Below are 19831 nucleotides of genomic sequence, written 5' to 3'. Positions count from 1 at the left end.
GAGACTCTGAGTGGATTACCGTAAGATCATTAAAGAAGTCGGGCGCGGTAAAAACCACGCACGCGATTTGGATTTTGACACCGCTCGCGGCTTATATGCCCATATGCTCAGGGGAGAAGTGCCGGAACTGGAGCTGGGTGGAGTGCTGATTGCATTGCGCATCAAAGGGGAAGGCGAGGCGGAAATGCTCGGTTTCTATGACGCGATGAAGCACCACATGATTTCACTTACGCCTCCTGCCAACAAACCGATGCCAATTGTTATTCCTTCTTACAATGGTGCGCGCAAACAAGCTAACCTCACGCCATTGCTGGCTATTTTGCTTAATCGCCTTGGATTTCCGGTGGTTGTACACGGCGTTAGCCACGATCCAACTCGTGTATTAACAGAAATCATTTTTACACTGATGGGCATTGAACCAACGTTACATGCGGGTCAGGCGCAAGCCAAACTGGATTTACATCACCCGGTTTATATTCCTGTCAGTGCGCTTTGCCCACCGATGGAAGATCAACTCGCGATGCGCTGGCGTATGGGTGTACGTAACAGCGCGCATACACTTGCCAAACTCGCGACACCCTTTGAAGAAGACGCCGCATTACGTCTTGCCAGCGTTTCTCATCCTGAATATGTCCCGAAAGTAGCAAAATTCTTTGCCGATATTGGCGGCCGTGGCTTGCTGATGCACGGTACAGAAGGGGAAGTGTATGCCAACCCGCAACGCTGCCCGCAGATAACGCTTATCGACAGCCTCGGCTCGCGCGTAGTGAGTGAGCGTCAGACGGAAGTCAGCGACGAAGAAGTGATGCTGCCTACTGGGAAAGAACCGGAAGTGACCGCCCGCTGGATTGAACGTTGCGTTGCAGGCGTTGAACCCGTACCGCAGTCATTAAAAACACAAATGGCATGTTGTCTTGTGGCAACGGGTGAAGCTGTGACATATGAGGAAGGTTTAACCCGCGTTAATCAGCTCTTCTGATTCATGGTTGTTTGACAGAAAAAAGACAAAAAAAAAGCCCGCGATAAATGGTCGCGGGCAACAAGGGTCATAACAGAGTCAAACAGGGTGGAGCAGAGCTCCAAAATGAGGGTGTATCAGGGCAATACAGCAGTCTTACTTGTAGATAACCGCAGTACCGCTCATTTTGCCGTTAGTGTTAGCTGAAGTGATGGAATACGCACTTGCACCAGCTTCTTGTGCTTTTGCAGCCAGTTTTGCTTCCAGGCCATCCAGTGTTGTTGCGCCAACCGCTGAAACCACACCCACTTTATTTAAGTTCTGAGCTTCAGATGGGTTGATGGATTGTGCAGCGAAAGCACCGAAAGAGAGAGTAGAAAGGGCGATGGCCGCTAAAGCATATTTGATGGTTTTCATAATTAATTCTCGCAGGTTATTCTGTTTAAGGTGACGTTGTTCCGTCGATGTGATTATGGTCACACTTTTGAGCAGAATAATAAATCGAATAGAATTGACCACCTTATTCAAAATTTTTGAATCTAAGCTAACTCATTGAAATGAGTAATGATTAGCACGCGAATTATCATCCATGTTTATGTGACACAAATCCCGCTTCGCTTTTCGCATCTTTTGCTACTCTTTTTTGCCATCACTGGTGAGCTCTGTTGTGCAATCGCTTGCGCGTAGTTTTTGTTATTAATTTGGGATTTACCCTTTTCGCCTGCTAACTTGCTTTTATAATGAAGACGTTACTTAACCGGATACCAGAAGAGGTTAGATGGAGATTAAGCTGCACTCCAACGCCACCACCACGCCGCGAACTCGCAAGTACATTCAGAAATCTGATAAATCCGACAGTGAGCTGGCGGAGGAGCTGAATATATCTGTCGATACCGTCAGGCGTTGGCGTAAGCGAGATGACTGTTTTGACAAATCTCATCGGCCTAATACCATTCATCGTGCTTTGAGCCATGAGCAGGAGGCGATGTTAGTTTTTCTGCGCGTGCGTTTGTCACTTTCCCTCGATGAACTGCTGGAAGCAGCACAGCTGCTGGTGCAGCAAGGGATTTCCCGAGCAAGTGTCAGCCGGACACTGCAAAACTGGCAGCAATCCCGTTTATCAAAACCTGATTTGAAACAACCTGTCGGCCATTTGCGTCTGGATGTCTTCCCGCTGCCACAAAGCATTAGCCATAAGCACGGCGCTTTGCTGGTGTTTAGCGACCCGGTATCGGGTTTTATTGCCGTAGCGCTGCGTGAGCGTGATGATGAACAGTCGCTTGATGCGCTGGTGGGCTTTTTGCAGCAGGGTTTGTTGTTGCAGGTGCGTTCCATCACGGCAAAAACGACGCCGCTTTCTCAACACCTGGCAGAAAAACTCGGGGTTCCGCTCTATGAGCCACAGTCAGAAGCCTGGCAACAGCAGGCGGCGAACGGTGAGTGGGGGCGGCCGTTGGAGCAACTTCTTAACGGCGAGCGTTATGATAAGCGTTTGGGTTTTGGTGCGGTTTTACTGGAGTTTGAAGATTTGCTGAACAAGAGAATTATCCGCAGCCGACTAAAGAATCTCACCCCGGCTGCGTGGCTAAAAACTCGTTAGTTAATCAGGCTCAGCGCATGGTCGAGGATTTTCTCCCCGTTGACCATGCCGTAATCCATCATATTAATGGTTTCCACGCGCTTATTAAGCGGCGCGGCAATCTGTTTGCAGTCTGCGAGCTTATAGGCGATTTGCGGGCCAAGCAGTGCGCAGTCAAAAGTAGTAATCGCATTTTTAAAATCGCTCATTCCTTTCGCCTGAATCTCCACTTCAAGCTGGCGTTTCACCGCCGCTTCCTGCATTCGTTTCACGACCAGACTGGTCGACATGCCTAAATCACATACCAGTAGAATTTTTTTCATTTGTCTTTCCTTTACTGATGTCGAGTAAGAATTGCGTCAGTAACAGAGCAGGGCGGCCGCTGGCTTGGGTAAATTTCCCACGGCTTAGCGCGGTTCCACTGACATCCAGATGTGCCCACGCTACCTGATGGCAAAACTTACTTAAAAAATGGGCAGCGGACACGGCGATTGCCGCGTTATTCGGTGGGGTATTCGTGAGATCGGCAATATGGCTTTTAACCTGGGGATCAAAACTTTCATCCAGCGGTAGCGGCCAGACTCTGTCCTGAGTAAGGTCGGCAGCCTGTTGCAGTTGCTGGCTGAGTGCCGGGTTATTGCTCATCAGGCCGGAGATATCGTAACCCAGCGCTTTCACTACCGCTCCCGTCAGCGTGGCGACGTCAATTAATGCCGCCGGGTTAAAGCGTGTGGCGGCATAGCTAAGGGCGTCGGCCAGTACCAGGCGGCCTTCGGCATCGGTATTGATAATCTCGACACTGTGCCCAGCATGGGATTTCACAACGTCGCCGGGGAGCATCGCGTCAACGCCCGGCATATTTTCGGCCAGCGCCATTACCGCCACAACATTGAGCGGCAGTTGCAGCGTTTTGACTGTCTCCATCAGCCCGAACACCGTCGCCGCACCACACATATCATATTTCATGGTGCGCATCCCTTCGCCCTCTTTGAGCCACATCCCGCCGGTATCGAAGGTAATGCCTTTGCCCACAAATGCGTAAGTCGGTGCGCTTTGCGCCGCACCTTGCCAGCGCAGAGTCACCAGGCGTGGCGGGTTATGGCTGCCTTTCCCGGTGGCATCCAGGCAACCCATACCCAATTCACGGATGGCGTTTTCATCGAGGATTTCACAGTGCGTTTGTGGATGAGCGGAAGCCCAGTCTGCGGCCTGCTGCGCGACATCCTGCGGGCGGCAGTCGTTGGCTGGCGTATCGGCAAGGCGGCGGGAAAGTAACATGCCCTGAGTAATGGCCTGGGTTTGTGCCGCCAGTTCAGTTGCTTGCGGGCTGTGCTCTGCGGTTAATAACCAAAGTTGCCGGTTGCTGACGGGTTGTTTTGCTTTGTAACCCAACTGCGGCAGTTGATAGAAACGGTTGATCACCGCCACTAAAAGCGTGCGTAGGCGGGCAAACACGAAACGATTTGCCAGATCAAAACCGGAAATATCAATGGCGATAGGATGTGAAGCCGGGCTTACCAAAACGGCATTCAGATATTCCGTCAATTGGCGCAGCACGTCGGGGCGTTCGATGTCAGCCGAAGATAAAAGCGTCAGTTGTTGGCAAAGGCTACTTAAACCGAAGGTGGTGGTTTGCGATTCACTGGAGAGCGCCATTTCATCAAGCAGCGGGCGCAGCGCTTGCGGCCACGCATTGGCGTGAGTTTTCCACAATATTAAATGCGCATCTGTCGGACATTGCGTATGGGTTGTTAACTGGCATTTCATACGATCACCTCGGCGGTAATACGTTCGATATAGGCCTCAAGCCACGCCTGGTCTGCTGGGCGAATCAGCGTGTGTTTTCCTTCGCGTGTCGTCAAAAATACCGCTGGCGTTTGTGTTGTCGTGGCGACGGAAAACGAGAAGTTATCAATGGTCGTGGCTGCACCGTATTCACCACGGTTATTCATACACACCACCGACAAATCACCGGCGCGACCATAGCGAGCAATCAACTGGCTTTCGAGGTCGTAAACTGCTGATTCAGCCGCCTGTTGCGGTGACATTCCACGCCCCATGCGGCTGACAATTTCATAGCTGATGCAGCCTTTCATCAGATCTTCGCCAAGGCCCGTTGCTGTTGCTGCACCAATCTGGCTGTCGGCATAAAAACCGGAGCCAGAAACCGGGGAATCACCAACTCGGCCAGGGCGTTTCATAAACAACCCGCTGGTGGAGGTGGCGACACACATTTGCTGATTTTGGTCGAGCGTAATAACGCCGACGGTATCGTGACCGGTATACGGACTGAGACCGCGATCGAGGGTTTCACGTTTACGTTTCAGGTAATGCTGGTGGGCACGGTCAGTCAGCATGTTTTTGCGCTCAAAACCTTGCGCGAACGCCCAGGTTTGAGCACCTTCACCGACCATAAAACTATTGAAGCGCTCACGGCTCAGCGCTTGGGCCACAAGAATTGGGTTGGCGATGTCGCGAATGCTGGCGACCGCACCGATGGCAAGCGTTGAACCGTCCATAAACGCGGCGTCTAGTTCAACTTCACCTTGTTCGTTAGGTAAACCGCCGTAACCAACTGATTTATAGAATGGGTAATCTTCAACGCAGGTTACTGCGCGAACCGCAGCGCCACTGGCGTCGCTGTTCCCTTGCAATAACTGCGCGGCTTCACTGACTCCTTCCAAGGCCATACGCCAGGTCGCTATCACGCCCCAACTTTTCGATAACGTCATGTTTTACTTACTCCGCGGCGGGTTTAGTGGTGACAGAAATTTCCGGGGTTTCATTTGCACGGTATTGCTTGTCCACGACTTTAAGGAACGGCAGGTAGATGATGGCGCCAATCAAAAGATTGATGAGCTGAATAACAGCGCCACTGAGGTGCCCTGTAACGATAAATCCGCTTAATACAGGCGGCAGCGTCCACGGGATATATACCCCGGTGGTGGTGGCGACCCAACCAATCGACATGGTGATGTATTGCACCGTCACGAGCACTAGCGGTACCAGGTTGAATGGGATAAGCATTATCGGGTTCATGATTACCGGCAGGCCAAACAGTACCGGCTCGTTAATGTTGAAAATGGAAGAACCGGCAGCGAGACGCGAAACATTCTTAATATGCTGGCTGCGGGCAAATAACAGCATAGCAATCACTAGAGACAAGGTGGCTCCCGCGCCACCCATCCAAATCATGTCGTAGAACTGCTCAGTGACCACATGCGGAGGCAGCAAACCTGCCTGTGTTGCGGTCAGGTTCTCCATTTGGTTTTCCATCCAGAATGGACGCAGGATGCCGTTGACCATCGATCCTGAGTTAATCCCTACTGACCACAGGCTGGTAATGCTAAAGCAAGTAAACAACGCGCCAACATAAGAGGTCCCGAAGTGGCGAATTGGTGTAGCCAGCACTTCGTAAACAAACTGGTGAATAGTGTGGTAGTCCGTGCGGGCGAACAGCACGCGAATCGCGAGCGCAATCACCAGAATCAGCAGTGATGGAATCAAAGCCGCGAACGATTTTTGTACCGCAGGTGGCACGCCATCCGGCATACGAATCACCCAGTTGCGGCTTAGCATCCACGCAAATATTTCAGTGCTGGCAATCGCGCCGAGCATCGCGACAAACAAACCCTTTGAACCCAGCCATTCCATCGGAATTAGGTTGCCAATTTCCGGGGTTTTAGCGAAGGGGGTAAGAATCAGGAAGCAGGAGAGAGACAAAATCCCGGCGGACATTTTGTCGATGTCATAGCGCTCCGCCAAACGATAAGCGACCAGGAAACTAATGAACACCGCCATAGTCGAGAAGATGGCATTAAACGGGATTTCGATAGTTGCAGACCAACCCTCACCAAAAATCGACGCCATAAATTGTTGATAGGCAGTGCTTGGGAAAGAGGAAATAACCAGCAGTATTGAACCGACAATAATAAAAGGCATAAACGAGATATACGCATCGCGAATGGCCCCGAGGTGGCGCTGTTGCGCCATTTTCCCTGCAAGTGGCATCAGCTTTGCTTCTATTGCGGCCATCAGGTTTTTCATTGTTACCGCTCCGTAAGTCATCACAAGAGACAATTCTTGTGCTGCATACAGTAGACATTGTTAGCGGCTAATAAAGTGAGTTAATTCACAGATGATTAATAAAAGTATCAGGTGATTGCTTATGTTGGGTTAACGAGTAAAAGCGACCCGTAAGTCGCTTTCAGAAGGTACGATTACATCAATCCCAGAAGTTTAGGAATAAACAAGGAAATTTCCGGGATATAGGTAATCATCATCAGTGAGACGAATAGGGCAGCGTAGAAGGGTAACAGCGGTTTAATGAGGTTCTGGATTTTAACCCCAGTGATGGAGCAACCGACAAACAGCGCACTACCCACTGGCGGCGTCAACAGCCCGACACAAAGGTTTGCCACCATCATGATACCGAAATGAACCGGGTCCATACCCAACTCTTGGGCAATCGGCAGGAAGATTGGTGTGAAAATCAATACCGCAGGGGTCATGTCCATAAAGATGCCGACAATCAGCAGGACAATGTTGATAAGCAGCAGAATAATCAGTGGATTATCTGAAATGCCCATTAGCGTGTCGCTAATCATGTACGGGATATCGGCGTTGGTCATCGCCCAGGACATGCCGACGGAGAAGCCAATCAGTAACAGCACAATTGATGTCGTGACGACAGAATCAAGAATGAGTTTCGGTAAATCGCGCCATTTCACTTCACGGTAGATAAGAACCGAAAGCACAAAGGTATAAACCACCGCGATTGCCGATGCTTCTGTAGCGGTGAAAATACCTCCGAGAATGCCGCCCATCACAATAATGACCAGCAATAAACTTGGCAAAGCATCGAGGAAGGCTATCGCCGCTTGCTTGCAAGTTGGGCGTTCTGATACCGGATAACCGCGTTTTTTAGCAATAATCCAGCATACCACCATGATAGACAAACCCATCAGGATGCCAGGCAGGTAACCTGCCATAAACAGTGATGCTACTGAAACACCGCCGGCAGTCAACGAGAAAACAATCAGCACGTTAGAAGGCGGAATCAGCAGACCGGTAATACAAGATGAAACGTTAACCGCCGTTGAAAATGCCGGATCGTAACCCTCTCTTTTCTGAATCGGCGAAAGTGTGCCGCCAACAGCTGCGGCTGCTGCCACCGCTGAGCCAGAAATGGAACCGAACATCATATTAGCTAACACATTCACGTGGCCTAATGATCCAGGCACACGGCCAACCATAATCTGGGCCAGATTAATTAAGCGTATCGCAATTCCCCCGCTGTTCATCAGTGTTCCGGCAAAGATAAAGAACGGAATTGCAAGCAGCGCGAAGCTATCCAGACCGTTTGCCAGGCGTTGCGACACGGTAATGATGGCAACATCCCACGGGAACATCAGAAGCATCGAGGCAACAGTCGCAATACCGATGGCGAAGGAGATTGGTAGGCCAATAAATACCAGTACGAAGAATGCACCAAAGAGGGTGAGGGCAATGTAACTTTCCATTATTTGACCCCTTTGCCAGCTAATGTCTGGACGTCGCTACAGATAAAGTACAATGAATAAAACATCATGATGGCTCCGCTCAAAGGCAGCACGATGTAGACATATCCCATCGGAATTTGCATGGCGGCGGAAAGTTGCGCGGTCGCCAATGTCTTATCAATCAGTTTCAGTCCGCCATTAACAATTACCAGACCTGAAAAAAGCAAAATCAGGGTATTGATAAGAATATTCAACAGTGGCTTTTTCCCATCAGGAAGCATCATGTTGAGGAAATCGATGGACAAATGGCGCTGCGCCCCCACGGTATAGGACGCGCCTAATAACCCGACCCAAATCATCAGAAAACGGGCGAGTTCATCGGTCAGTGTGCTGGGTTGGCTGAGGACATAACGGCTAAAAACTTGCCAGACTACGCATACCACCAGGGCTATCATCACCAATACTGAAATAGTGGCAATAGTCCGGTCTACCGCAAGCTTTATGGGCTTAAGTATCATTTTGGTTTACCTGAAAACGAGCTTTTGGTTATGCCGGGCGCTTACTGCACGCCCGACATGTTCAAACTAAAAACTTAAGGGTTATTGTGCGGCGGCTTCAAATTTCTCGAGCAGCGCAGCCTGTTTCGGATCTTTCGCAAAGTCGTCATACAGCGGCTTCACAACGGCACGGAACGGGGCTTTATCGACACTGATGATGGTGGCACCCATGGCTTTGGCCTGAGCACGTGAATCGCTGTCCACTTTTTCCCAAAGTTTTTGCTGATAGGCTTCTGAATCTTTGGCGGCTTTCATCAGAATTTGCTGCTGGTCTGGCGTGAGTTTGTTCCAGGTTTTGGTGGAGATCACCAGGAAGTCCGGAATGGAGGTATGTTCGTCTTCAGAAAACACTTTGGCAATTTCAATATGACGGGTCTGAACCCATGATGGCACGTTATTTTCTGCGCCATCGACAACGCCTTGTTGCATAGCGGTGTACACTTCGCCAAATGAAATTGGTGTCGGGGAGCCGCCCATTAACTCAACCATTTTCAGTGTGGTTGGACTCGCCTGAACACGAATTTTCAGCCCTTTTAAATCTTCTGGTTTGGTAATAGGTTTTTTTGCATAGAAACTACGCGTGCCGGCAACATATGCGGAAATAGCAAAGAAACCTTTCTCCTTGGTCGATTCCATAATTTCTTTTCCGACTTCACCGAAGACCACTCGATTAAAATGTGCCTGGTCTTTAAAGAGGTACGGTAAATTATAAATCGCGTAAGTATTATCGAATGATTCCAGATCGCTTGCTGAACCTTTGGTCATATCCAAAGCGCCGTTCTGTAACAGTTCCAGAGTTTCTCGGGCGCTGCCCATTTGGCTACTTGGATATATCCGAACGCGCATATTGCCGTTTGAAAGCTGTTGGACCTCTTTTGCCATTTCTTCAAAAGCTTGATGGACGACATGGCTGCGGTCCAGGTTGTGAGCGAGTTTTAAGGTCACTTTTTCAGCGGCAATAGCGCCACTAGCGCACAGTGTTAATAATGAAGCACCCAGTAGATGGCGAGATAATGATGACAATTTCATAACAAATAGCTCCCTGCAAAATTGAAATGATGAATGTAGTCGTTACATGCATTGCTGTATGACAGCTTATTGTATTTGTCCGATATCTATGAAGGACTGACTTCACACTTTTGATTTTTATATGCGAATAATCCTGTTTTTGTGTTCTGACGCATTAATTTATTAAGCATGCTAATAATTACAATGAAATGGTATTTGTGAGGGTGTGTGATTATCGTCCAAAAGCAAGGAATGCTCGAATGGAATGCTCGGAAATAGTTGTGTATTTATTAATGGCTGGGGAAAGGCGAATAGTAATTGCACTAAAATAATAACGGCTTCCTGTAAAGGAAACCGTTATTGAACATATCCCGGAGATAATCGTTTGGGGCTATTTATAAATAGTTGCGCTACCAAACATCTTATTTTGACCGCTAGCTGAGTTAACAACAAAGCCTTTTGCCCCTTCTTCTTTCGCTTTCTCTCCAAGCTTGGTTTGTAGATCGTCAAGGTTGCTTGCACCGGTAACAGTGACTGTTCCTGCGGGGCGAAGCTGACCAGTGTTTCCCGCAGACAATTCCTGGGCTGCCATGGTTGCAAACGGTAATGCCGCAAGGGTGACAACCGCAGAAAAATACAGAAATTTTTTCATAATCACATCCTCATCGCTTTTGGGAGCCGATTTAAAAACCATCGGCACTAAAAGTGTAGGTGCAATGTGGTAAACAATAGCCGCAAAAAACTGATGGACTTGTGCTTGTTTTTTGAACAACAAAACTTGACGAAATACTTACAGATCAGTGAGATACAGGTTCATGATTTTGCTGATTTTATCGTGCGTCAGGGCGAATCATATCGAAGCGGTGAGTCTCATCAATCGTGTAATAAGCTGATGGTCCGCCCGCTCGTAGCACGGGTTTTGCCAGCGCGGTCTGGTAAATGCCATCTTTAAGCAGTGATTCATCAATATGAACCGCGACCACTTCACCAAGTACCAGCCAGGTATCAATTGCCGTACCGTCGGCAGTTGTAAGCTGAATGCACTGCGACAAACGGCATTCAAAGTTGACCGGGCTTTCGGCAACGAGGCTTGCTTTGACTTTACGCCCTGCAACGGCGGTTAGCCCTGCGCGGAGAAACTCATCTTCACCGTGGGGTACTGAGGCAGAAGTTTCATTCATCTGCTCTGCCAGTTCACGCGTGGCGAGGTTCCAGACGAACTCTTTTGTCTCAACGATATTGCGCACGCTGTCTTTCCAGCCGCTGCTGGCAAAACCGATAATCGGTGGACGATAATTAAAACAGTTAAAGAAACTGTACGGTGCAAGATTGCGCACGCCCTGCTGGTTGTATGAAGCAATCCAGCCGATAGGGCGTGGGCCGATAATGGCGTTAAGCGGGTCATGTGGCAAACCGTGCCCATCGGCAGGTTCGTAGTAATAGCGTTTAGACATAGTGCACCTTATGTTGATTTATCTCAGGCGAAAATCACGCGGTGTATTTACCCCGCAGGGTTCACAGAGTATCTTACGCGCCCACACAAGGAGAAGCCGCAATGAAAACCCCTGCCACCATTAAACCAGGTTTGCACCCACGCAACCGTCACCGTGACCGTTATGATTTCCCCGCGCTGACACAAAGCAGCCCGGCACTCGGCGCGTTTTTACGCCCAGGCCCTCACGGTGAAACCACGGTTGATTTTGCCGATCCTCTGGCGGTGAAAGCGCTTAATCAGGCGCTGCTGGCGCATTTCTATGGTGTGAAACAGTGGGATATTCCTGAAGGTTTTCTTTGCCCTCCCGTTCCAGGCCGTGCTGATTACATTCACCATCTGGCTGATTTGCTGGCTGACAGTAATGGCGGTGTGGTGCCTTCTCAGGCTTCAGTGCTGGACGTGGGTGTTGGCGCAAACTGTATTTATCCGCTGATTGGTCAACACGAATACGGCTGGCGTTTCACCGGAACAGATGTGGATCCTGAAGCGCTGACCAATTCAACGGCAATTATTGATGCCAACCCAGGGCTTACACGCCTGATTCGTTTGCGTCGCCAGAAAACCCCAGGCGCCATTTTGCCAGGTGTGATTCATAAAAATGAAATGTTTGATGCCACATTGTGTAACCCGCCGTTCCACGATTCCGCGCAGGCGGCACGCAGTGGCAGCGAACGTAAACGCGTCAACCTTGGCCAGGCTAAAGATGGCGCGCTGAACTTTGGTGGCCGCGAGCAAGAGCTGTGGTGTGAAGGCGGCGAAGTGGCATTCGTCAATCAGATGGTTGAAGAAAGCAAAGCATTTGCTCGCCAGGTTCAATGGTTCACCTCGCTGGTTTCTCGCGGCGAAAACCTGCCGTTGATTTATCGTGCGTTGCAGGAAGCAGGTGTTGAGAAAGTCGTGAAGAAAGAGATGGCCCAGGGTCAGAAGCAAAGCCGCTTCGTCGCCTGGACCTTTATGAATGACGCACAACGCGCTCGTTGGGCTGCTACGCGTTACAAGTAGTCAAATTGTAGGGTTGGCAGGCGGCAGCATCCCCGCCGCTGCCTGTGACTCCTGAAGCGCCTGAGCAGCATCGCCGCCAGGCTGTTTCACCTGCACGGTTTGCACGGGCGGGCGAACCCCCGCCGCATCGAAGTGCTTTTTCACCATCCCATCTAACGCAAATCTTACCGTCCACTGTTTCAGTGGTTGGGTGGTAAACGATACGCGCACCGTAAAGGCCTGGTTGGTCAGCCCGACAATACCCGCAAATGACGGCTCTCCAATCACCAGCATACGAATCTCATCCTGCTTCATCAGCTCATCAACGGCTTCTTTCAAAATACGATTGGCTTTATCGACATCTTCTTGCCTGTCGACATCATAGTTCGCGACAAACGAACCGATACCTCGCACAAAGTTGGCGAAGGTGGTTATCGAGGACCACGGAATGATGTGATAAGCACCGGTATCCTGGCGCACGCCTACGGAGCGAATTGACATACGTTCAACGGAACCGGTAATCGGCCCGATGGTGACTAAGTCACCGGTATTCATCCCATTTTCAAACTGTATGAAGACGCCGGTAATAATATCTTTCACCAGGGTTTGCGCACCGAAACTGATGGCTAAACCCAATGCGCCAGCCCCGGCTAGTAATGGGGCAATATTCACTCCAATCTCTGAAAGCAAAATCATGATAGTGATGGTGCTGATAACCACCGCCAGAGCGTTGCGGAACAGGGTTAACAGCGTGCGGGTACGCGCGCTGGGCATCGGGCGGCCATGAATATCCGACGCCAGACGGTTTTCAATCAGGCTTGCCAGCAATGTCCAGCCAACGGCTGAAAACAGTAAGATGAGCACGATACGAATCATAATATCGATAGTTTTCTCACCGGTATCGTTGGCAATCCACGCCCAGAAATCAAACAGCCCCCAGGCGTTGAGCAGCAACATTACCGCCACGCAAACCGTCAGCACTCGCGCCAGTTTCAGCGAGGCAGATATCCAGCCGTTGAGGCGTTTTTGCAGCTCAGGGTAGTTGCGCTGCACTTGTGGTGACAGCGTGATGGTTTTCGCCAGCCAGCGCGAAAGCATGCCAGAGACAAAGGCGGCGATGCTGATAATGGCGAGGCTATGAAGTGACGCCGCCATCATCCATTTCAGGCTGTTTCCCGGATCGAATAACGAAAAGAAAAACAACGCTACAAAGTAGGCACTTGCCAGCCAGTGCCACACCAGCGCGAAGGCTCGAATAAACAGACTAAAAAACGCCATTGAGCGGTCGGCCAACTGGATCAGGTTTTGTTGGATCTGGCGTTTATTATGGAAAATCAGATACAGCGCCCAGAGCGTGATGCACAGCATGATCCCCACATTGGCGATTGCACCTGCCTGCACATTCACCTGGTTGGAGATAATCGGCACCGCGACCAGAATGCCGTAACCAATCAGGCTGCTTAAGCCCGCGAGGCGAATATTCCAGTATTTTGCGCTTTGGTCGGTCACCGGGAATGGGCGCAGGTCGGGGAAGCGTGGGCAGAAAATCAAACGCAGCGTCGCTTTAAAGAACTCGATCAGCGCAAAAGCATTCAGAAACAGCCCTTGCTGACGGGCGATGGTGCGATTGCCCGCGTTCATCATGTCGCTAAATATTTGCCCTACGAAAAGAGTCAGCGCCAGTAATAACAAATCAATAATAAACGCGCCGATGATCATGAGCGGCAGATGGAACCAGCTTGAGCGGTCGCGATTCTTTTTGCGGCCCCATTTCCCCATACGCGCCCAGACTGGCGTCATGCAGGCGCGAATCAGCAGGTAAAAGGCAAAGACCGAGACAACCAGCATCGTAAAGTGGGTCAGGGCGTTATAAAAAGTTTGCGGGTTAAATGCTTTGTGCGGGGCGCCTGCGATATTGCGATGCAGCTGAGCGAAGCGTTGGGCAAGCTCACCGCCATAATAGCGGCTTACATCGGTCACATTTTCGAGAACGGTTTTGTCTTCACTCAGTTGTTCTGGTGGAACGATAGCGGGCACGGGTTCTGGCGGTGGCGTGGCGGCCACTTTGCGCAATTGCCCAATCAGTTCATCACGCGACTGCGAGTTATCCAGCACATCGGCCAGGGCTGAATAGGCTCTCTTTTTTTCTTCGAGATTGGGTTCAGCGGGCGGGGTGGTCGCGTTCTGTTGAGCAGACGCAGCAACTGCCGCAGCCGGTAGAGTGACGGCCTGCGTTTGAAAGCTAAACATGCACAGCAGTAGCAAGAGTAGCGGCACGGCGTTCCTCCGAACTGAAAAGTCAGACAAAGGAATAAGTATAGAGCGCGGGGATTTGTGGTCGGGAAAACAGGAATTATCTGGAGGGTCGCCCCTCACCCCGGCCCTCTCCTGGGGGAGAGGGTTAGGGTGAGGGAGAAAACTCAGGAAACGTGCTGCAAGAATTCCTGCAAACGCTGGCTTGGCGGGTTATCAATCAGCTCTTGCGGATTGCCATCCTCAGCGATGCGGCCTTTATCAATGAAGATCAGGCGTGAAGCAACTTTGGCGGCAAAGCCCACTTCGTGAGTCACGATAACCATCGTCATACCTTCTTCAGCCAGATCCTGCATAACCTTCAGCACTTCGTGACGAAGTTCAGGGTCAAGGGCTGAGGTTGGCTCATCAAACAGCATCATTTTTGGCTTAACTGCCAGCGCACGAGCAATCGCTACACGCTGTTGCTGTCCACCGGAAAGCTCTGATGGATAGTGATGTGCACGCTCTGCGAGACCCACTTTTGCCAGCAACTCTTTCGCCAGTTTATCGGCGGCATCTTTACTTAAGCCACGCACACGAATCGGGCCAAAGGCGACGTTTTCAAGCGCAGTCAGGTGTGGGAACAGGTAGAACTGTTGGAACACCATTCCTGCTTCCTGACGAATCAGGCGCTCATCAACTTTCGGATCGTTGACCTTAAGGCCATCAACAAACAGGTCACCGCTAGTGATGTCTTCAAGTTTGTTGATGCAACGCAGCAGCGTAGATTTACCTGAGCCTGACGGCCCGATAATGACAACCACTTCGCCCTGTTTGATATCGAGATCGATGTTATGTAGCACCTGGGTTTTGCCAAAGTGCTTAGAGACGTTTTTAAATTCAATCATAGGATTTTCATCCTTCTTTCAAGGCGACGCAGCACGAAGCTCAGCACCAAAGTAATAATCAGATAGAAGACCGCAACGGCGCTCCAGATCTCCAGTGCACGGAAGTTCCCGGCAATGATTTCTTGCCCCTGACGGGTCAGCTCAGCTACACCAATAACGATGAACAGCGAGGTATCTTTAATGCTGATAATCCACTGGTTACCCAATGGCGGCAGCATACGGCGCAGCGCCAGCGGCATAATCACGTGGCGAATGGTTTCGCGCTTAGATAGGCCGAGAGCCAGGCCTGCTTCCTGAAAACCTTTATGAATCGACAGCACCGCGCCACGGGTAATTTCCGCAATGTAGGCACCGGAGTTGATCATAATGGTGACAACCGCTGCGCTGAACGGGTCGATGCGCAAGTCGGGGATGGCCATTGGCAGGGCGAAGTAGATAAACATCACCTGCACCACAATTGGCGTGCCGCGAATCACTTCAATGAAAACTAATGCGATGTGGTTGGCAATCCAGCCGCCGTAAGTACGGGCGAAACCAGCGACCAGACCAATTATCAGACCGCCAAACAACCCGATGACCGAAATCAGCAAAGTCATTTTGGCGCCTTCAATCAAAAGCGGGATTGCAGGCCAAATGGCACTCCAGTCGAACTCCATGATTCTTTCCTATTGTTAACCCTTCATACTTCAAGCTGCCACTTTGTTGGCTGCAATCACTCACCCGAATCACTTACTTATGTAAGCTCATCGGGACTCGCTCTTTTGCCGCCGCGATGCAACTCGAATTATTTGGGTTGTTATACCGTGGTTCAAAAATAGCAGGGGCGAAAATGGTCGCCCCTGAGTTACTCATAAAACTTTAGAATTATTATTTTGGCTCAGTGCCGAACCATTTTTTGTAGATTTCGTTGTACTTGCCGTTCTCTTTCAGCGTTTTCAATGCACCGTTAACTTTCACACGCAGGTCGTCGCTGCCTTTAGGGAAGGCGATACCATATTGCTGTGCTTCCAGAGACTCACCAACAGCTTTGAATTTGCCCTGGCCTGCAGTTTTGATGAAGTACAGGATGTTTGGCGTGTCATGCAGAACTGCATCAGCACGGTTGGTGCCCAGTTCCATATATGCGTTGTCGATGTTCGGGAACTGACGCAGGTCTTTAGTTTTGATGTTGGCTTTCGCGTAATCAACAGAACCGGTGCCGCCCTTCACTGCAACCACTTTACCGTCGAGATCTTTGACGCTTTTAACAGTGTTGTTGTCAGCTTTAACCATCACTAACAGGCCGCTTTTGTAGTAGCCGTCAGAGAATTCGATCGCTTTTTTACGTTCTTCAGTGATGGTGATACCCGCCAGCGCCAGGTCAATATTTTTAGTTTGCAGCGCAGGAATGATGCCGCTGAAATCCATTGGCTTGAGGGTGTAATCAAGTTTTAATTCTTTTGCTACTGCATCCCATAAATCGATATCAAAACCGACGTATTTGTCGCCTTGTTTAAATTCGAAAGGAACGAATGCGGTGTCGGTCGCAACGACCAGTTGCTTCTCAGCAGCGTGGGAAGAAACCGCAAAAGCCAGGGTGAGTGCAGCCAGTGAAACTTTCAAAATCGACTTCATAGCATTTCCTTGTTTATCCATGGGGCAATCCCCTGCATCAGTAAGCCGCAACATGGAAAAATCATGCCAGGTTTTCAACCTACTGTTTTTGCAAGGATGTGAATATGTAACATTGCACAATAAGGGTTGCAAGCGGGTTGCAGCGCACCGTAATGGTGCCCAATTATGGTGCGTGAAGTATTGCGAGAGGGCGAAGTGTAGTTTTACCGCATATTAAGGCGGCAAAACAATCGCCCGTTAACGATTGTGTGAAGTGATTATTACAATTTAGTAACTTATGCGGCAGGGATAAACAATTTCATGCGCTAAAATAGTGCAACCATCCTCCTTGAAAAAGGAGGATGGAGTAACAAACTGCTAGCAATTATTCGATATTTGACTCGATAAACCACAGGAACTTATCCAAATCGCGCGATGCGGCAGTCAGAATATCGGCAGTATCTTCGTCTTTCGCTTCACTAATTGCCTTACGCACATCGTTTGCCACAATCGCGTAACGGTCAGCCAACTCTTTCAGGTGATCTTGCACGCTGTGAATATCCAGCGGATAGCTCTTCAGCGGGGTTTTGCTATTAATGACCTGTGTGGTACCCAGTGCGACACCACCGAGCTGAACAGCGCGTTCTGCCATGGTATCAAGGTGGTCTGTGAGTGCTGTACGGAAGCCGTCGAGCATTTCATGAACGGCAATAAAGTTAGCACCACGCATGTTCCAGTGCGCTTGCTTGGTAATTAACGACAAATCAATGAACTGAATGACCTGGCGATTAAGCAGCTCAACGGTAGCTTTCTTTTCGCTGTCTGCAACATCATTACGGGTATGCAGTAGGTTAGTAGATTTGGTTTTTACCAGTTTAGCGGTAGTCATAATCTTTCTTCCTCTTGATGTTATGTCTAATTGAATTACCGGAAATAAGTATAGCACCGGATTTTGATTTTAATGGAGCAGGTTATACCTATCAGACAAATAGCATTTTCAGGATGGATTTTAGTAACTGATTGTTAGTAGTGGATTTTAAACTTATTGTTGCAAGGCGTTACTTAAATAAACAAAGCGTGATTATTAAATGGGAATAATTTTTGTTTGTATCTAAGAATAAGTCTAAATATTAATACTTGATTGCGAGAGAATATTTACCGTGGTCACAATAACCACGGTATATAATATGGGTAATTAATTTACGTCAACGCTGGTAATCTGAGCTTCACGTTTGATGGTCAGTGTTGAACCGATGGACGCTGCGATAATTGACAGTAGTGCAAGCCATTGTACAAGCGTCAGATGTTCACCAAGGAAGAGCATGCCAGACAGCGCCGCAAGTCCAGGCTCCATGCTCATCAACGTACCAAAAGTGCGTGTGGGTAAGCGTGTAAGAGCGATCATTTCCAGAGAGTAGGGCAGAGCCGTCGATAAAATCGCGACACCCAGACCGAGCGGTATTAGTGACCAGTGCCAAAGCGCTTCACCCGCCTGCCAGGCGCCAATTGGGACAAAAATAACAGCCGCGATTAACGACCCGAAAGCCACTGTTGCCGGGCCGTGATCGGCCCCCGCTTTTTGGCCAAATAGAATGTAAATCGCCCAGCAAGCACCTGCACCCAAAGCAAAAGCGGCCCCCGCTAAATCAACGCTCGAAATCGACTGCCCGAGCGGCAGCAGGAACCACAAACCCAACACCGCAAGAATTACCCAGACAAAATCAACGGCACGGCGCGAAGCAAACAACGCTACGGCAAGCGGGCCGGTGAACTCCAGGGCGACGGCAATACCCAAGGGAACAGTCTGAATAGATAAATAGAAGAGGTAGTTCATTCCACCAAGAGCCAGGCCATACATCAGCAAGGGGAAACGTTGCTCTGCTTTAAAACGCAAACGCCATGGTTTGAAAATCACCACCAAAATTAGCGTACCCAACGCAAGACGCAGTGCTGTAACACCTGGCGCACCAACCAATGGGAACAAAGATTTCGCAAGTGAAGCGCCACTTTGAATTGAGGTCATAGCAATTAAAAGAACGACGATGGGTAACCAAACTGGGGTTTTACGTGGCGATAGCGGCATCCTGCTTCCTGTCAGTCAGTGTCTAATTCGGTCAAGAAAATAAAAGTAACCCCAGTGTAAATGAATAAGTTATGGCTGGTTGAGAATTCATTGAAAAAAATAATTGTCTGATGCAGTACCATAACAGCCTGATTGCGTAAGTTTTGTTCAGGTGAGTTTAAGAATTATCTGGATGACGATGTTGCGATTCATGCCAATAATTAGCGCGTTTTTGGTTAAAAGCGCTGCAAATTGAAGGGACTACGATGTAATGGAAATGTTCTGTTACAGGAAAGGAATCGTTAGACAACGTAAATGTCGCAGAGTTTCTTACACAATTTTGATATATTAAAAACTTAGAAGTTACTTGAAGCACATTTGAGGTGGATTATGAAAAAAATTGCATGTCTTTCAGCACTGGCTTGTGTTCTGGCCGTTTCCGTTGGTACCGCATCTGCAGCTAGCACCGTAACTGGTGGCTACGCACAAAGCGATATGCAGGGCAAAGCTAACAAAGCTGGCGGTTTCAACCTGAAATACCGTTATGAAAACGACACCCCGCTGGGTTACATCGGTTCTTTCACTTACACCGAGAAAAACCGTAGCGAAGCTGACGTTTATAACAAATCACAATACTACGGCATCACTGCTGGTCCAGCTTACCGCATCAACGATTGGGCAAGCATCTACGGTGTAGTCGGTGTTGGTTACGGTAAATTCCAGACTACTGGCGCAACTGATACAAACACCAGCGACTACGGTTTCTCCTACGGCGCAGGTATGCAGTTCAACCCAATTGAAAACGTTGCTCTGGACGTTTCCTACGAGCAGAGCCGCATCCGTAATGTTGATGTTGGCACCTGGATCGCAGGCGTGGGTTACCGCTTCTAATTTCACTTTAACTAGTGAAAATAAAAATCCGCCCATAGTGGCGGATTTTTTTATCTCTGCAAT

The 19831-nt window shown here is 49.4% G+C and carries 20 protein-coding genes; 4 read left to right on the top strand and 16 right to left on the bottom strand.

Annotated elements, in window-relative coordinates; translation table 11 throughout:
• Nucleotides 1-10 precede the first annotated feature (10 nt).
• Entirely contained in the window at nucleotides 11-979 is a 969-nt protein-coding gene (gene ybiB, locus EDF88_RS06645; protein ID WP_134183626.1) for a DNA-binding protein YbiB, read from the top strand.
• Between the two features lie 135 nt (nucleotides 980-1114).
• Here ybiB and ybiJ read toward each other — a convergent pair whose 3' ends face one another.
• Nucleotides 1115-1375: a DUF1471 family protein YbiJ gene (ybiJ, locus tag EDF88_RS06640; protein ID WP_134183624.1), complete on the bottom strand. Its 261-nt coding sequence runs from the start codon at nucleotides 1373-1375 to the stop codon at nucleotides 1115-1117.
• A 361-nt stretch (nucleotides 1376-1736) separates the two neighbouring features.
• Between ybiJ and EDF88_RS06635 the strand changes: the two genes are divergently transcribed.
• Entirely contained in the window at nucleotides 1737-2558 is an 822-nt protein-coding gene (locus tag EDF88_RS06635; RefSeq protein WP_134183622.1) for a helix-turn-helix domain-containing protein, read from the top strand.
• Here EDF88_RS06635 and EDF88_RS06630 read toward each other — a convergent pair.
• From EDF88_RS06630 to EDF88_RS06590, 9 genes are all read right to left on the bottom strand, one after another.
• Nucleotides 2555-2860 (bottom strand): PTS sugar transporter subunit IIB, encoded by a 306-nt coding sequence (locus EDF88_RS06630; protein WP_134183620.1) that lies wholly within the window; start codon nucleotides 2858-2860, stop codon nucleotides 2555-2557. The two genes, EDF88_RS06635 and EDF88_RS06630, sit on opposite strands and share 4 nt — an antisense overlap.
• Entirely contained in the window at nucleotides 2835-4304 is a 1470-nt protein-coding gene (locus tag EDF88_RS06625; RefSeq protein ID WP_134183618.1) for a leucyl aminopeptidase, read from the bottom strand. Before EDF88_RS06625 ends, EDF88_RS06630 begins: the two co-directional genes overlap by 26 nt.
• Complete coding sequence (locus tag EDF88_RS06620; protein WP_134183616.1) at nucleotides 4301-5269, bottom strand: N(4)-(beta-N-acetylglucosaminyl)-L-asparaginase; 969 nt, start codon at nucleotides 5267-5269, stop codon at nucleotides 4301-4303. Before EDF88_RS06620 ends, EDF88_RS06625 begins: the two co-directional genes overlap by 4 nt.
• A gap of 7 nt (nucleotides 5270-5276) precedes the next feature.
• A complete protein-coding gene (celB, locus tag EDF88_RS06615) occupies nucleotides 5277-6584 on the bottom strand; it encodes a PTS cellobiose transporter subunit IIC (protein WP_134183614.1) in 1308 nt (435 codons plus the stop codon).
• A 173-nt stretch (nucleotides 6585-6757) separates the two neighbouring features.
• Nucleotides 6758-8059, bottom strand: a complete 1302-nt coding sequence (locus tag EDF88_RS06610) for a TRAP transporter large permease subunit (RefSeq protein ID WP_064517329.1) — start codon at nucleotides 8057-8059, stop codon at nucleotides 6758-6760.
• On the bottom strand, nucleotides 8059-8556 hold the full coding sequence (locus EDF88_RS06605) for a TRAP transporter small permease (RefSeq protein WP_134183612.1): 498 nt from the start codon (nucleotides 8554-8556) through the stop codon (nucleotides 8059-8061). Before EDF88_RS06605 ends, EDF88_RS06610 begins: the two co-directional genes overlap by 1 nt.
• Before the next feature lie 81 nt (nucleotides 8557-8637).
• Nucleotides 8638-9624, bottom strand: coding sequence for a TRAP transporter substrate-binding protein (locus EDF88_RS06600; RefSeq protein ID WP_064517336.1), 987 nt, complete (start codon nucleotides 9622-9624; stop codon nucleotides 8638-8640).
• A gap of 370 nt (nucleotides 9625-9994) precedes the next feature.
• Nucleotides 9995-10255: a DUF1471 family periplasmic protein McbA gene (mcbA, locus tag EDF88_RS06595; protein ID WP_034456479.1), complete on the bottom strand. Its 261-nt coding sequence runs from the start codon at nucleotides 10253-10255 to the stop codon at nucleotides 9995-9997.
• A gap of 178 nt (nucleotides 10256-10433) precedes the next feature.
• Nucleotides 10434-11057 carry a flavin reductase family protein gene (locus EDF88_RS06590; RefSeq protein ID WP_134183610.1) on the bottom strand — a complete coding sequence of 208 codons (624 nt, stop codon included), beginning with the start codon at nucleotides 11055-11057 and terminating at the stop codon, nucleotides 10434-10436.
• Between the two features lie 101 nt (nucleotides 11058-11158).
• Between EDF88_RS06590 and rlmF the strand changes: the two genes are divergently transcribed.
• Nucleotides 11159-12100, top strand: a complete 942-nt coding sequence (gene rlmF / locus EDF88_RS06585) for a 23S rRNA (adenine(1618)-N(6))-methyltransferase RlmF (protein WP_134183608.1) — start codon at nucleotides 11159-11161, stop codon at nucleotides 12098-12100.
• Here the strand turns inward: rlmF and ybiO are convergent, their stop codons facing one another.
• From ybiO to rhtA, 6 genes are all read right to left on the bottom strand, one after another.
• Nucleotides 12101-14356 (bottom strand): mechanosensitive channel protein, encoded by a 2256-nt coding sequence (gene ybiO, locus EDF88_RS06580; protein WP_134183606.1) that lies wholly within the window; start codon nucleotides 14354-14356, stop codon nucleotides 12101-12103. It abuts the gene before it with no gap.
• Nucleotides 14357-14499: 143 nt separating this feature from the next.
• Nucleotides 14500-15222, bottom strand: a complete 723-nt coding sequence (gene glnQ, locus EDF88_RS06575) for a glutamine ABC transporter ATP-binding protein GlnQ (RefSeq protein ID WP_064517349.1) — start codon at nucleotides 15220-15222, stop codon at nucleotides 14500-14502.
• Nucleotides 15219-15878: a glutamine ABC transporter permease GlnP gene (gene glnP / locus EDF88_RS06570; RefSeq protein ID WP_034456474.1), complete on the bottom strand. Its 660-nt coding sequence runs from the start codon at nucleotides 15876-15878 to the stop codon at nucleotides 15219-15221. Before glnP ends, glnQ begins: the two co-directional genes overlap by 4 nt.
• Before the next feature lie 211 nt (nucleotides 15879-16089).
• Entirely contained in the window at nucleotides 16090-16836 is a 747-nt protein-coding gene (glnH, locus tag EDF88_RS06565) for a glutamine ABC transporter substrate-binding protein GlnH (RefSeq protein ID WP_064517672.1), read from the bottom strand.
• Between the two features lie 364 nt (nucleotides 16837-17200).
• Nucleotides 17201-17704, bottom strand: coding sequence for a DNA starvation/stationary phase protection protein Dps (dps, locus tag EDF88_RS06560; protein WP_064517352.1), 504 nt, complete (start codon nucleotides 17702-17704; stop codon nucleotides 17201-17203).
• A gap of 306 nt (nucleotides 17705-18010) precedes the next feature.
• Nucleotides 18011-18898: a threonine/homoserine exporter RhtA gene (gene rhtA / locus EDF88_RS06555; RefSeq protein ID WP_064517354.1), complete on the bottom strand. Its 888-nt coding sequence runs from the start codon at nucleotides 18896-18898 to the stop codon at nucleotides 18011-18013.
• Between the two features lie 369 nt (nucleotides 18899-19267).
• Here rhtA and ompX point away from each other — a divergent pair, with 369 nt between their 5' ends.
• A complete protein-coding gene (gene ompX / locus EDF88_RS06550; RefSeq protein WP_064517357.1) occupies nucleotides 19268-19768 on the top strand; it encodes an outer membrane protein OmpX in 501 nt (166 codons plus the stop codon).
• Nucleotides 19769-19831: the final 63 nt, after the last annotated feature.

The sequence above is a fragment of the Buttiauxella sp. BIGb0552 genome, from assembly GCF_004366275.1.
Classification (GTDB): domain Bacteria; phylum Pseudomonadota; class Gammaproteobacteria; order Enterobacterales; family Enterobacteriaceae; genus Buttiauxella; species Buttiauxella gaviniae.
Note: the sequence above shows the minus strand (reverse complement) of the source record. Positions and strands in the feature narration are given on the sequence as shown.